Source organism: Paenibacillus lentus (genome assembly GCF_003931855.1).
GTDB classification, from domain to species: domain Bacteria; phylum Bacillota; class Bacilli; order Paenibacillales; family Paenibacillaceae; genus Fontibacillus; species Fontibacillus lentus.
The window spans coordinates 2798826-2813280 of the sequence record NZ_CP034248.1 but is presented as its reverse complement, the minus strand read 5'-3'; the positions used below and the strand labels follow the sequence as shown (position 1 = coordinate 2813280).

Below are 14455 nucleotides of genomic sequence, written 5' to 3'. Positions count from 1 at the left end.
TCAATTAAGCTACTTATTATATTCTTCAAATCATCATTAGAGTAAATCAGCAGCAGCCTGAGCCAACTTGGAGCGTTCGCCTTTCTCTAAAGTAATATGACCGCTCAACCCCTGTTCCTTAAAGCGTTCAACGAGATAAGTTAACCCATTGCTCGCGGAATCCAAATAAGGATGATCAATTTGTTCTGGATCCCCTAGCAGTACTATCTTACTACCTTCTCCGACGCGAGAGACAATCGTTTTGACTTCATGACGAGTCAGATTCTGAGCCTCATCGACAATGATAAACTGTCCCGGAATGGATCGGCCGCGAATGTAAGTGAGCGCCTCAACTTGGATGCTGCCTAGTCCCAAGAGAATTTTATCGATATCCCCTGATTTCTTCGTATCGAATAAATACTCCAAATTATCGTAAATAGGCTGCATCCACGGCCGAAGCTTCTCTTCCTTCTCCCCGGGTAAATATCCGATATCCTTGCCCATCGGAACTACGGGACGGGCAATTAACAATTTTTTATATTTATGCTCATCTTCTACCTTCAGTAAGCCAGCTGCAAGTGCAAGCAAGGTTTTTCCGGTTCCAGCTTTACCTGTAATAGTTACAAGCGGGATTTCGTCATTCAACAGCAGCTCAAGCGCCATCCGCTGCTGGGCATTGCGTGCGCTGATCCCCCAGATAGGCTCATTGCTAAGAAATAGCGGCGCAAGCTTCAAGCGATCCTCACTGACCTTCAATAGGGCCGACTTCCCGCTCCCCATTTCATCCTTCAGAATGACAAATTCATGAGGATAGAGAGCGTAGCTTAGCCCCAGCGGTTGAATCGGAAGGGAACGGTAAGAATAAAATTCATCAATAACGGCTGGATGTACTTTAACGGTGGAATGTCCTGCATACAGCTCATTAAGGCCTGCCGTACGGTCAGATAGGTAATCTTGAGTCATAAGGCCAAGCACGTCCGCCTTGATGCGAACAAGGACGTCTTTGCTGACGAGCACGACCGTCCTGGATGAGCCAAGCTCGATCTCCTCGAGATGGTAGTTAAGGGCAACGGCGAGTATGCGATTGTCATTGGACATGTCCCCGAACATTTCCTGTACTTTGGCGAAGCTACGGTGGTTTAGCTCCACCCTTACCGTTCCGCCGTTATTCAACTTTACACCGTCGTGAAGATGACCCGTCTCACGCAGTCCGTCAAGTAACCTGGAGACTCCCCGTGCATTACGGCCGAGCTCGTCAGCGTTTCGCTTCTTGGAGTCGATCTCCTCTAAGACTATGGCCGGAATGACGACCTCATTTTCTTCAAAGGAAAAAATAGCATTGGGATCGTGCAGAAGTACATTCGTATCCAATACAAATATTTTTTTCACAGTTATCCCCTCCACCGCTTGTCTTTGCAGCCTCTTGACTTCACATACATATTTCATCCCATGCACGGGAAACGTAAAGACAGACATTATTCCCGAAAGGATCGATCTAACATGCGAATAGGGCTGTATTTGTTATTGACGGCTATTCTTCTTACAGGCTGTGGAACAGCTTCACAAAAGGCATCACCCTCCCCCCAAAGTCAACAAAACAATAGCCCGCGGGCTCAGAGCATCGAAAATGACGGAATGCCTATCACTGACAATGCCAACAATATGAACAACAACGTAACCAATGCCAATAATCAAGGTCAGCTTACGAAGCAAGCTCATCTAGAACAGCTCGTAATGCGAGTCCCAGGCGTTAAAGGCGCTCACTGCGTTATTATGGGCAACACGGCCATTGTCGGCATCGATGTGGACGGTAATCTGGAAAGAGCTAGTGTCGGCAATATTAAGTACACTGTGGCTGAGGCGTTACGGAAAGATCCACAGGGCGCCGGTGCTATCGTAACGGCTGATATCGATCTGAACAATCGGATTGCCGAAATCGGCGATAAAATGCGTGCAGGACATCCCGTATCCGGATTTGCGACAGAGTTAGCCGATATTATCGGTAGGATCATTCCGCAAATGCCAAGGGACACGGTTCCGAGAACCGAAAATGATATGCAGGGACGCAAGCCAGGAGCAGGAAGCCAACCTTCCACGGAAAGTCATACCTACAAATCTAAATCGCGACAAAATAAAAATCAGCAAAACAACAATAACAACAACATGCAAAGGACCCCACAGGACATAAATAATCGATAAGACAACGAAAAAAGCCCAGCGAGAAACAACTCGCTAGGCTTTTTTCATGGCATCAAACACTTGAGTGTCCAGCATGTCCGCTGCACGACGATCGTAAACCTTTTTGTACACAGGAGCAGATACAAGCTGCGCTCCGTAGAACAGAGCGTTGCGAACGGCTTCGATGCGCACATCGAAGCAGCACATTTGGAAAGGAACTCCTTTAAGCGGATCTTGAGCGACGGACGCACTGCCGTTAATGGCATAAATCGTTCCCTCGCCAAAAGCTGTAATGGTAACCTTTGGATGAGCCTTGATATTCCCAACCAGCCGTGAGCGATGGTCAAGCGTAAGGCGCAGCGTGGAATGATCAAGAGCATAAATCCAGGAAATCGCACTTGAAGTCGGGCCGCCAGACTCGGCATCTACCGTGCTCAGCAGCACAAACATCTCGGACTGGAATGCACTGTACAACGGTTCGGATAACTGCGTAACAATCTCGGACATGAACCAGCCCTCCCATACAATCCTTCTATTTGATTGTATTATATCACGCGGCAAAACTTGCCTTCAATCATCAGCTGCCTGCTTCGTCCTGCTCAGATTCTCCGTTGTCCTCAACTAACACCCGATTACCAGCCAGTTCATCATTAAGCGCTTGTTTGGCTTTTTCGAGTTCATCAGCATTCAAATAGACATAAGGACTCTTCCATTGACCCGTGATCGGCATGAACGCTACATTTTCCTTAGAAATACTCCAGTAAGCGGAAATGATGTTCTTCATTTGCTGGGATTCCAGATCCGTCTCCATATTTTTGCCGACCGACTGAATCACCTTCCCGGCTCCAAGGACACCATCCAACGATTTAGCTTGGTCGATAAGCGCATGCAGCACTTCATTCTGTCGGCGGTTGCGGTCGAAATCATCGGAAGCCTTGGTTTTCGGCCTACAATTAGACTTGCGATAGCGAACATATCCGAGTGCTTCCTCTCCCGATAAATGCTGCTGGCCTTTTTTCAAATTGATGTCCGTGTTATCCGCGGTGTCCTTATAGCACATATCTGCATCAACGTTAATATCGATACCGCCGAGCGAATCGACAACATCCCGAAACCCTTGGAAATTTATTACGGTAACGTAATCAATATTCAGGTCGAAATATTTGCTCATCATCGTTTTCATTTCATAGCTAGCCGAAATGCCCGTTTTCTTCTCCTGGACGCGAAAGTTCGGATAGAAATGGTTCAATTTATTCGCTTTATAGCCCTTCAGCTCTACCAACGTGTCCCGAGGAAGCGAGACGACGGTAGCCGATTTTGTCTCCGGATTCATCGCCATAACCATCATCACATCGGTGAGATACGTTCCCGTCTCAGGTCGATAGTCCGTCCCCATAAGCAGCATCGTCAATGGTTTAACCTTGGCGGACTGCTCGGGCGCAACCTTTTCGTCAGTTCCCGCTTCTTGAATAACCTGATCCAGCGTCACAGTCAAATACCCGATGTACACACCTACACCGAGAGCCAATACAATCATTAGCGTTAGCAGCGTTTTTAGAAATATTTTAAAACCACTAGCTTTCTTTTTCTTCTTACGTGAGCTTTTCTTCATTGGTCTTCTATGGCTTTGCTCCCGAGGAGGCAGGCCACTTCGTGTAGAACTCATGGATTAATACACCTTTTTTCATGTGAATTAGCAAATTAACCTTCAGTCTAAAAACGTATCAGCACATCAAAAAGTTTCGCTTGTCCGTTTCCGGCCTCTACGGATTAGTCCCGCCGTCACCTTCAACAACAGATGAGGCGTTCTTCTTATTGCGGCGCCCTTCTACGAAATAGCGAATGCGCACCATAAGCATAAGCACCACAGCTACCAGAAGACATTGAATAATCGGCAGCTTGTCGATTTGAAAGATGAGCAGCATGAAGGAGCCGATCGCCATCAGCACGTACAAGATGATTTCTTTCCATAAAGGAAGCTTCTGCTGAGCCCGAAACACCTTATTGTACACGAAAGTAACCAATACAAAAATGAGAATATACGCAATCACCGGATGATCGGCAAACCATTGTTGCAAGACAATTCCCTCCTTCGAGGTAGTAAAGTAATTATTGTTTCTTACAACCTTACTTTACCATTATAAATTGGTTTCGGACATTTTGCGATGTTTTTCAGCACGCTCGCGCTCGCTCTTGTTCAAAAGCTTCTTCCGTAAACGGATGTTTTTAGGTGTAATCTCGCAGTATTCATCGTCATTAAGGTACTCCAGCGCCTGCTCCAAGGAGAGAAGCCGCGGCGTCTTCATCTTAACTGTATCTTCCTTGGTTGCCGAACGAACATTGGTAAGCTGCTTCTCTTTGCAAATATTCACGACGATATCATTGTCACGGTTATGTTCACCGACGATCATTCCTTCGTAAATTTCACTGCCTGGCTCAAGGAACAGAATACCTCGATCCTCAATGGACAGGATGCCGTACGTCGTCGACACGCCATTCTCGCTCGATACAAGAACACCCTGATGGCGTCCACCGACTTGCCCGCCAACGAATGGGCCATAACTATCAAATGCATGGTTCATAATCCCATAACCGCGAGTCAGAGTCAGGAAGTGCGTACCATATCCGATCAATCCCCGTGCAGGAATAAGAAATTCCAAACGAACCTGGCCCATACCATTGTTAACCATGTTGACCATTTCCGCTTTGCGTGAGCCTAGACTTTCCATCACCGTTCCCATGTGTTCCTCAGGAACATCGATGAATAAGCGCTCGATCGGTTCCATTTTGACGCCATCGACTTCCTTTACAATAACTTCTGGCTTAGAAACCTGAAGCTCGTAGCCTTCTCTACGCATATTTTCAATCAAAATACCCAAGTGAAGCTCCCCGCGCCCTGATACGATAAAGGCATCCGGACTATCCGTCTCATCCACCCTCAGGGATACATCGGTCTCAAGCTCCTTCATCAAGCGTTCTCTCAGCTTGCGGGAAGTTATCCATTTCCCTTCACGGCCCGCAAACGGACTATTGTTGACGAGGAACGTCATCTGCAGCGTCGGCTCATCAATTTTGAGCACCGGAAGCGCTTCTGGTTGGTTCGGGTCGGCGATGGTCTCCCCGATGTTGATGTCTTTAATGCCGGCAATCGCCACAATATCACCCGCACCGGCTTCGGCGATTTCCACCCGATTCAGACCCTTGAAGCCAAACAGCTTCTCAATTCGGGCGGATTTTTTGCCGCCCTCCCGCGTCATGATTGCGACCGGCTGCCCTTGGCGAATTATTCCGCGGTTGACCCGGCCAATAGCGACGCGCCCCAAATATTCATTATAATCCATCAGCGTGACCAGGAATTGAAGCGGCTCTTCCACGTTCTCGGTCGGTGCTGGTATATGCTGAACGATCGTATCATAAAGTGCTTGCATATTGCTGTCCTGCTGTTCTGGATCAAGGCTGGAAGTGCCGTTCAATGCGGAAGCATATACCACGGGGAATTCTAGCTGCTCATCATTGGCTTCCAGCTCGATGAACAAATCAAGCACCTCATCGATCACTTCCGACGGCCGGGCAGCCGGACGATCGATCTTATTAACGACGACGATCGGGGTCAACTGATGCTCGAGCGCTTTGCTAAGCACAAATTTTGTCTGCGGCATGCAGCCTTCATAAGCGTCGACCACGAGCAGAACACCGTCTACCATTTTCATAATCCGTTCCACTTCTCCGCCGAAGTCGGCGTGTCCCGGCGTATCAACAATATTAATTAAATAATCTTTATACGTAATTGCTGTGTTCTTGGCCAGAATCGTGATGCCCCGTTCACGCTCTATATCGTTGGAATCCATAACGCGATCCTGCACTGTTTCATTATCCCGATAAATTCCAGACTGCTGTAGCAGCTTATCAACTAGTGTTGTCTTGCCATGGTCGACGTGAGCGATGATGGCTATATTGCGAATATGATTTCTTGTGTGCATATGATTTCTCCAAATCCTTTCGTCTCTGTGTCTTTACAGTATTACAAAAAGCTGCCCTATTTACCACCCAAAGAAGCGTCGGACGAAAACTTCCGACGCTAATCGTATCCTTAATATTATACGCAAAACCAGAAATAATTCAAGAACTTTCCAGACCTTTACCAGATTCGACGGTTATTCCCACGACTAACAATAAGCCAGATTCCAACGGCCATAAGCAAGATGGCTAGCAAATAAACAAAGGAGAAGGAGAACATGCTCCACCCCAGCAAAATAATAGACAAAGCCCCCAGCACTACAGCCATCAATAGCATGCCGTTCTGACGCTGCGGTGCATAAGCATAGTATTCAAACAACCCAATCGAGATGCCAAGTATAAACGCAGGCCACATATTGTAAAACAGAAACGTCCAGCCCCAGATGATGCCAATAAAAAACAGGATGGAGTATACGACGAGAATACCTGCAGGCAGCAGCAGTTCAGAAGAACCTCTTCTGGCAAATACCCAAATATGCAGTAGTATGCCCGGAATTAACAAGATCAGCGGCCAAAGCGCTTTGCCGAGAAAGCTGAACACTCCCCACTTTCCAAGTAAGATGATAATGCCAGCAGCCAAAATCATTATTCCGGTCATCAGCTTGTTGTTGTCGGACATTTCCGTCACTCACCTTCCAGTTGACAATTAGGGACATGGCCACCAATTTTGTGACATCCCACCTAATTCCAGTTTATATGAAGATGATCGAAAATGCCACTCTCTCATGCCGCCCTACCATTACCCAGCCATCCGAAAATGATAACAACCACAGCCATGATTAACGGAATCCAAGTATGCATAGAGGGAAGCATTTCTGTCAGGAAAATGCCTAATCTTGCATCCTTCAGCATCATATCTCCTGCCGTATAACCTAATATCCCCGCTCCGGCAAACGTCAATATCGGCAACCGCTGCAACCAGACCGAAATTAAGTTACTACCCCAAATGACAATTGGTATGCTGACAGCAATGCCGATAACTAATATCGCAACATCCCCGTCGGCCAATGCGGCAATTGCCAGCACATTATCCAAACTCATAATGAAATCGGCCACGAGAATCGTTTGAATTGCCTTCCAGATTGTATCGGCTTGCCTTTTTTCAGTAGTATGCTGGCGGTGCTGGAGCAGGTTAAAAGCGATCATAGCTAGCATTACTCCCCCAGCTGCTTGAATAAAGGGAATTTTCAACAAAATCGCCGCAAGCCATGTTAGGATGCACCGCATCAGCACCGCACCGAACGATCCCCACCATACGGCTTGCCTACGCTGTTGAGGGGGAAGATGCTTACTGGCCATGGCAATAACTACCGCATTGTCGCCACTAAGTACTAAATTAATAATAAGTATTTCGAATAACAATAACAAATGCTCCATAGGCTTATCCCTCCATTACAGATGTATGTTTGGAGGTGCCAAGCTATACCTTACTTTGTAATCGAAACTGGTTTTAGAAAAGGGATAAGCAAACCTCGCGACCGGGCACACACAGCAAAACAAGGTTGCCACTCATATGCGAGTGGCAACCTTGTTTTCTAAAACCATTTATCCTGAACGACCGGCTCTGCCTCAGATCTTCTGATTACGGCCTCGCCCGGCCTAATCATAATCGTCTCAGTTCCCGATACAGCTTCATTAATTTGCTCGTCCAGTTGAGGCAGCGCTGCCTCAATCTTCTCAATTACGTGCAAATTGGGATTCGTCGATGGAGACCGTGGCACAAACAGAGTACAGCAGTCCTCGTAAGGTAGAATAGATAATTCATAAGTACCGATCTGCTGTGCTAAGCTAACTATCTCCTCTTTATCAGTCGTAACTAACGGACGAAGGATCGGTAGCGTAGTCGCACGGCCGATCACGTTCATGCTGGCTAGTGTCTGGCTGGCAACCTGTCCGAGGCTGTCTCCGGTAACAAGAGCAAGCGCGTTGTTCCGCTCCGCAAGGGCTGAGGCGATTCGGAGCATTGCTCTTCGCATCAGCGTAATCATAACGCTGTCATGCTTGCCCTGTGCCAGTGTCGTCTGAATCTCCGTAAACGGTACGAGATGGAGTTTGATTTGTCCGTAATACCCGGATAGCACCTGAGCTAGGTCGATAACCTTCTCCTCCGCTTTCTTGCTCGTGAACGGATAGCTGTGGAAATGCACGCATTCGATTTCCAACCCCCGGCGCATCGCCGACCAGCCGGCGACAGGGCTGTCGATTCCCCCAGACAGCAGTAGCATGGCTTTGCCATTCGTCCCCCTCGGGAATCCGCCCGCAGCGGGAACAACCTCTGAGAACAGATAGGTGCCCTGTTCTCTAACCTCAATCCGCAGCTCAATTTCCGGATTACGGACATCGACTTTTAAATGAGAACAGGCCTTAAGGATCGGTGAGCTAATAATTTGATTCATATCATGAGAAGAGACAGGGAACTTCTTCCACACTCTTCTCGCATTTAATTTAAAGGTCGTTTCCTTCGCGATGTTCATACTCTCGATGAAACTGACCGCCTGAGCGGTAATTTCCTCAATCTCGGAATTCGCCACCTTAACGGGACTAATAGACGTTACCCCAAATACATTTTTAAGCAAATCAATAATTTTTGCTGCAGGCTCTCCATGGAGCACTACATAGATCCGGCCGTATTCCTTTTTGATCTCAGTTGCCGGGTAAGCCTTCAGCAAGTCTTGCACATGCGCTAAGGCCGCTTTCTCGAAGCGGCTGCGATTTCTCCCTTTAACGGTAATTTCGCCAAAGCGCAACAGTAGCATATCATATTGCAGCATATTAACTGTTTCCACCTTTCACTCTTTGCAGGCGCTCCATCGTACGCTCTATGGCACGCAGCAGTTGTCTGATATCCTCTTCTGTATGCTCTTCCCCCAGACTGATGCGGATCCCCGACAGGGCGCAATCCATCTCTTTGTTCATGGCGAGCAATACACGGCTCGGTTCGCTACGCTTCGAAGAACAGGCGGATTGCGTAGAGACGAAGAAGCCTTCCTCCTCTAGCATATGAAGCATCGTTTCCGCCTTCATCCCCGGATAAGAGAAGTGAACAATATGTGGCGCCCCCTGTGGAGATGAGTTTATCTCAAGTCCACCCAAGTGCTGCAGACCCTCATGTAGTTCAAGATTCAGCTTAGCTAGCTGCTTAGCAAGGTGAGGCTGCTGTTCTGCAGCCAATCTGACCGCTTTGGCCATGCCGACAATATAAGGGATATTCTCGGTTCCGGAGCGCAAGCCACCTTCTTGTCCACCGCCCGTCAGTAGCGGCGCAAGGCTTACTCCTTCCCTGACATACAACAGTCCGGCTCCTTTGGGCCCGCGAAATTTATGAGCGGATAAGCTATACAGATCAATACGGCTGTTTCGAATAGATAAGGGCAGCTTGCCAAATGCTTGTACACCGTCGACATGAAAGAAAACGAGTGGATGGCGGCTTTTTATGTCCTTGCCAATTTCCTCAATCGGCTGAATGGACCCGGTCTCGTTATTGACATGCATGACAGTTACAAGCACGGTATCGTTTCTTACCGCAGATAGAACATCCTCCGCAGTCACTGTGCCATCAGGCTGAACCGGAACGTAAGTAACCTCACAGCCTTCCTTTTCTAATTGTCTACAAGTCTCGAATACTGAAGGATGCTCTATAGAAGTTGTAACGATATGATTACCGCGATGACGATACTTGGACATAATGCCCCTGATTGCCAAATTGTTGCTCTCAGTTGCTCCAGACGTAAATACAATTTCACCTGGCTTCACCTGGAGTACATTTGCGCAAACCTCTCGCGCTTTACTCAGCAGCTTGCTGCTGTCTTCCCCCAGACGATGCAAGGAGGAGGGGTTGCCAAAATGCTGAGCCATCACTTCCGTGACCGTACGAATGACATCTTCTCGGGGCGGGGTTGTGGCAGCATGATCAAAATACTTCATTTCTTCCCCCTAGTTATCAATATAATTCTTGTCTATTGTACCGGAATCATAGCGATGTCGTCATTGTCAAAAAAAAGACCAAATGGGAAATCGCAGCGAATCAGCGTTTTCTCAAATGATCTCTGACTTATTGCAAATCCAATATACGGGTAACTGTACTACGAACCGTTATATTTCGTACTTTAATCGAGCGTTTTCGATCTTAGTAATGTAGTTCTGCGTTTCCTTCGGTAGCAAGTGCAATTTCTCCATCAATTCCACGTCATTGCTGATCCCAAGACGCTGGATTCGTCCAGGACCTGCATTATAAGCTGCCAAGGCCGTCTTCTCCTCACCGCCAAAACGCTTCAACTGAGAGGACAAGTAACGCGTCCCTCCATCGATATTCTGAGCAGGATCAAACGGATTGCTTACTCCGAGTCCTCTAGCCGTTCCATCCATAAGCTGCATCAGCCCTTTAGCTCCTGCAGGCGAGACGGCACTAGCGTTAAAAGAAGACTCCGTCTCAATGACGGCTTTAATTAAACTCTCCGCAACGCCATAAGCCTTGCTTGCTCGGCTTATAAGCTCGTCAATATCCCGTCCAACTCCTGTCGTAACGGGCAATCCAGCAGAATAGGTACCCTCAACAGGAAGAGGGGAAAATTCAGCATCATTATACATCTGATCTCCCATAATATACCAAAGGGCATTATCCATCGAACCTGACAACATCTGGCCCGCATCTAGCATGCCGTCTTGCGTCATGGTCTTCTCTTCCCCTTCAGCCGACATTAATTCTTGCAGCAATATATCAAATAAAGAATTTTCGCTACCTGAAGTGGTTCTTTGAACAGAAGTTCCTTGAAGGTCGATATCATTCATCATTTGGAGCTGGATCAGCTGTCCCATTGTGCGCGTATCGATTTCCATCTTATTCTTTAACTCCTCTTTCTCTCCATGGAATAATCTACCCTACATTTTACACCTGAAATGCGACAATAACCACCTTTTTTCGAAAATAATTAAATCTTTAACCAGAAAAAGACCTTCGTCGTGTAAAGACGAAAGTCCGCATTAAAACAAAATAGTTTATCGAGTAAAAGGCATCAAAAAGAAATAACTTAACGTAGCAATTGCCCCCAATCCGATCGCCCAGGCCCCCGACGTCCTGTTTCCTTGACTATAAGCGTAAAAGCCCATTATAGCGGCAAGAGGGCCTAAAATAATCGACCATATAAAAAAGGAGGCAATACCGAGACCCACACCTACATAACCAACAGTACGACCGGCTGTGCCGGTATCGCCAGCCGTATCGTCCCGATCGGCTTCGCGATCACCTCGTGAACTTTGGAACGTACCAGTTGGTGCTACCTCGGCAGAGTATTCCTCCTGATGGGTGCGACGAGGATAATCCACGCGCTCCGGATCACTCTCGAATCCATCATCAAGCAATTCCACTTTATCCTTCTTGTTGTCGTCCGTCATCTTCAACACCTCCAAGTATTATGTTTTCTGCTCCTTACGATGATTTCGGCTTGAACGTATGACAGCAAGTAGCAGCAGATGAATCGGCGGTGTCCTTATGATCGCTGTCAAATTCCTCGCCTGCGAATTCCGCATCATATTTGCGATCCGCATGCTTGTCGATATCGATCATAATCAAATCCGCATTACAATAATTCTGTTCTCCCCAATACGAACAATTAGAGACGCTACATCTAACAATCGGTTTATTGCCATTTGGCATTATGATCACCTCGTCTACATTTTCCCCCGCCGACATGACGGCTATGCGACCGAATTAATGTCAAATCGATACAGCGGCATTAAGAATAATATGAAGGTGAATTCCTCAACCTACAGATAAAGATACATGTTATTTCAGCAGGAGGGATGTCCATGAAATGGGGTAGATGGGTTGTAATAGCGGTATGCGCATCCACAGCCATAGCGATTTTTTCATTTTTTCCGACGCATAATTCGGGTCCAAAGCAACAGGGAAGGCAACAAACGAAACCACAAATACAGCAATCCAAGGAGATGAATGTGCCCAAACGGGCCGAGGAAAAACAATTAAAGCAGCTTATGCTGCGTCGGGACGTGACCGCTACAGAGAGGCTGGCCAGACTCGACTCGAAAGGCCATTTAAGGAAGCTAGCCACAGAGTTGAAAGACACATCTCTCCCTAAGCTGACCGCCGATATTAAGGAGCTCCAAAAAGGGCATAAGCAATTCCATACAATCATGCTGCATAGCTCGGCGAGAAAGCAGGACAAGCAGTTTCGCAGCACGAATGAACGAACTTCTCCAGAAATCCAGAAGCAAATGGAATACTACGTAGGACTAGCGCGCAAAGCACTCCGCAAATCCGAGGCGTACGAATCACCCGCCTTTCCCGAGAAGGATCCTCATTTTTTTGTCATTGCCGAGCCTTCCAAGCATAACAAAGACGGGATCATCGCCATCATGGATACTCACATCCTAAAGCGAGTAAAGGAACACCAAGACAAAAACCTGCGCCTGATCCCATATCCAAAAGAGGGGAAATATAAAATTGAATCGGTACATACCGATACACTTAAAGACATTACGGTAAAAACCGGTCATGACAATGAGAAAGCAAGCCATTATTACGAAAATGAAATCGTGGTAACTTTTAACGAGCCCCCATCCAAGCGGCAGCTCGCACAAATTCAAGCGGAAATTAAATCAGATACAACAAAACAGCCAAGAGCCATTCGCAACACCTATATTTTTCAATCCAAAACCATGAGCATGGAGGAATTGAAAAAATACTTCGTCCAGAAATGGCAGCCCGCCTTTATTGAGCCGCATTACTTATATTTAACGAACGAAACGGCTAGGGCAGCCGATACCTTGGAAATTCCTAACGATATGCTGTTCTCGGAATACCAATGGAACCTGCCCATTATCGAGACGAATCGGGGCTGGAAATTATCCAAGGGCAGCAACGATGTCATCGTCGCTGTAGTAGACACAGGAGTGGATCTATCTCATCCAGATCTGAAAGGTCGGCTTCTAAAGGGGTATAACGCCGTTGCTCCTGACGAAGAGCCTATCGATGATGTGGGTCACGGCACACATGTTGCCGGCATTATTTCAGCGAATGTCAACAACGGAGAAGGAATTGCTGGGATGATGTGGGGCGGCAAAATTCTACCGGTTAAAGCACTGGATCAATCTGGATCGGGCACGACCTACTCCGTTGCACAAGGGATTATCTGGGCTACGGACAACGGGGCCAAAGTTATCAACTTAAGCCTTGGAAATTACGCTGACGCCCAGTTTTTACATGAAGCGATCAAGTATGCTTTTGACAAAGATGTCGTTCTCGTCGCGGCTACCGGAAATGATAATACGGAACGCCCGGGATATCCCGCAGCCTATCCGGAAGTACTGTCCGTATCTGCTACCGATTACAATTTGCAAAAAGCTTCATTCTCCAATTATGGCGATTATGTCGATGTCGTTGCTCCAGGAGAGAGTATTGCCAGTACTTATCCGGACAACCAGTACGCTGCATTATCCGGCACATCTATGGCAAGCCCCCATGTTGCTGCGCTTGCCGCTCTAATTCGTTCCGTAAATCCGGACCTGAAGAATACAGAAGTAATGGACATTATCCGCAGCAATGTCATCGACCTAGGCGATCCTGGACATGACAATTTGTATGGTCATGGACAAATCGATGTCTATGCAGCACTGGAAGCCGCCGGGGGCAGCGCCGCCCCGCTTCAGCTGTGGCCCCAGCATATAGACCAGAAGCTTAATCAGCTAATGGAGGAGACGATGCCACGTTAATGGGCATTAGAAACTAGATAGCATAAATAAAAAGAAGATCGCTTGGCTGCCATCGGGCAATGCTAGCGATCTTCTCTGATTGTTGGAGTAAGAACAGCACAGTGTCTGTTCACGATGTAACAACGTGTTGCAGTGATGAAAGTTTGCCGTAAGCCGGGTTCTGTACCGTTCGCGGTCAATCGGGAACTACCCTTCCGCTACTAAGCGACAATCATCTATCTAGGCCGTACATTACTGCAAGGCTCCAGCGACCAACCTAGACGCGCTTCGGGCAAAAGCTGCTTGTCCCCCAAGCGGGTGACAAACTGCGTCTCATTAGGTCTTGCTCCAAGTGGGGTTTACCAGGAACGAAGTCACCTGCGTTCCTCGGGGTCTCTTACACCTCGGTTCCATCCTTGCCTGTGCTCGCCTTGCGGCGGCCATCGGCGGTCCGTTTCTGTGGCACTATCCTTCGGCTCGCGCCGACTGGACATTATCCAGCACCCTGCCCTGCGGAGCCCGGACTTTCCTCCCGCGGCTGCAAAGCCGCCGGCGATTGTCTGTCAAACTTTCG

General features: G+C 47.6%; 14 protein-coding genes and 1 other RNA gene. 2 read left to right on the top strand and 13 right to left on the bottom strand.

Annotated elements, in window-relative coordinates:
* Positions 1-36: 36 nt before the first annotated feature.
* Complete coding sequence (locus EIM92_RS12470) at positions 37-1368, bottom strand: PhoH family protein (protein ID WP_125082911.1); 1332 nt, start codon at positions 1366-1368, stop codon at positions 37-39.
* Between the two features lie 111 nt (positions 1369-1479).
* On the opposite strand from EIM92_RS12470, the gene EIM92_RS12465 reads away from it, so the two are divergent.
* Positions 1480-2178 (top strand): YhcN/YlaJ family sporulation lipoprotein, encoded by a 699-nt coding sequence (locus EIM92_RS12465; protein WP_125082910.1) that lies wholly within the window; start codon positions 1480-1482, stop codon positions 2176-2178.
* Between the two features lie 33 nt (positions 2179-2211).
* On the opposite strand, the gene EIM92_RS12460 is transcribed toward EIM92_RS12465, so the two are convergent.
* From EIM92_RS12460 to EIM92_RS12410, 11 genes are all read right to left on the bottom strand, one after another.
* Entirely contained in the window at positions 2212-2664 is a 453-nt protein-coding gene (locus EIM92_RS12460; RefSeq protein ID WP_125082909.1) for a pyridoxamine 5'-phosphate oxidase family protein, read from the bottom strand.
* A gap of 70 nt (positions 2665-2734) precedes the next feature.
* Positions 2735-3823 carry an LCP family protein gene (locus tag EIM92_RS12455; RefSeq protein ID WP_125082908.1) on the bottom strand — a complete coding sequence of 363 codons (1089 nt, stop codon included), beginning with the start codon at positions 3821-3823 and terminating at the stop codon, positions 2735-2737.
* Between the two features lie 97 nt (positions 3824-3920).
* Complete coding sequence (locus EIM92_RS12450; RefSeq protein WP_125082907.1) at positions 3921-4235, bottom strand: YlaH-like family protein; 315 nt, start codon at positions 4233-4235, stop codon at positions 3921-3923.
* A 60-nt stretch (positions 4236-4295) separates the two neighbouring features.
* Positions 4296-6137, bottom strand: a complete 1842-nt coding sequence (gene typA / locus EIM92_RS12445) for a translational GTPase TypA (RefSeq protein WP_125082906.1) — start codon at positions 6135-6137, stop codon at positions 4296-4298.
* Positions 6138-6295: 158 nt separating this feature from the next.
* On the bottom strand, positions 6296-6793 hold the full coding sequence (locus EIM92_RS12440; RefSeq protein WP_125082905.1) for a hypothetical protein: 498 nt from the start codon (positions 6791-6793) through the stop codon (positions 6296-6298).
* A 104-nt stretch (positions 6794-6897) separates the two neighbouring features.
* On the bottom strand, positions 6898-7551 hold the full coding sequence (locus tag EIM92_RS12435) for a TerC family protein (RefSeq protein ID WP_125082904.1): 654 nt from the start codon (positions 7549-7551) through the stop codon (positions 6898-6900).
* A 158-nt stretch (positions 7552-7709) separates the two neighbouring features.
* On the bottom strand, positions 7710-8942 hold the full coding sequence (gene thiI, locus EIM92_RS12430) for a tRNA uracil 4-sulfurtransferase ThiI (RefSeq protein WP_125085158.1): 1233 nt from the start codon (positions 8940-8942) through the stop codon (positions 7710-7712).
* 4 nt (positions 8943-8946) lie between these two features.
* A complete protein-coding gene (locus EIM92_RS12425; protein WP_125082903.1) occupies positions 8947-10098 on the bottom strand; it encodes a cysteine desulfurase family protein in 1152 nt (383 codons plus the stop codon).
* 168 nt (positions 10099-10266) lie between these two features.
* Positions 10267-11010 carry a lytic transglycosylase domain-containing protein gene (locus tag EIM92_RS12420; RefSeq protein ID WP_125082902.1) on the bottom strand — a complete coding sequence of 248 codons (744 nt, stop codon included), beginning with the start codon at positions 11008-11010 and terminating at the stop codon, positions 10267-10269.
* Between the two features lie 159 nt (positions 11011-11169).
* Positions 11170-11565 (bottom strand): hypothetical protein, encoded by a 396-nt coding sequence (locus EIM92_RS12415; protein WP_125082901.1) that lies wholly within the window; start codon positions 11563-11565, stop codon positions 11170-11172.
* A 34-nt stretch (positions 11566-11599) separates the two neighbouring features.
* Positions 11600-11827 carry a DUF1540 domain-containing protein gene (locus tag EIM92_RS12410; RefSeq protein ID WP_125082900.1) on the bottom strand — a complete coding sequence of 76 codons (228 nt, stop codon included), beginning with the start codon at positions 11825-11827 and terminating at the stop codon, positions 11600-11602.
* A 152-nt stretch (positions 11828-11979) separates the two neighbouring features.
* Between EIM92_RS12410 and EIM92_RS12405 the strand changes: the two genes are divergently transcribed.
* Entirely contained in the window at positions 11980-13902 is a 1923-nt protein-coding gene (locus EIM92_RS12405) for a S8 family peptidase (RefSeq protein ID WP_125082899.1), read from the top strand.
* Between the two features lie 134 nt (positions 13903-14036).
* On the opposite strand, the gene rnpB is transcribed toward EIM92_RS12405, so the two are convergent.
* An RNA gene (rnpB, locus tag EIM92_RS12400) (RNase P RNA component class A) lies at positions 14037-14453 on the bottom strand.
* Between the last annotated feature and the right edge of the window lie 2 nt (positions 14454-14455).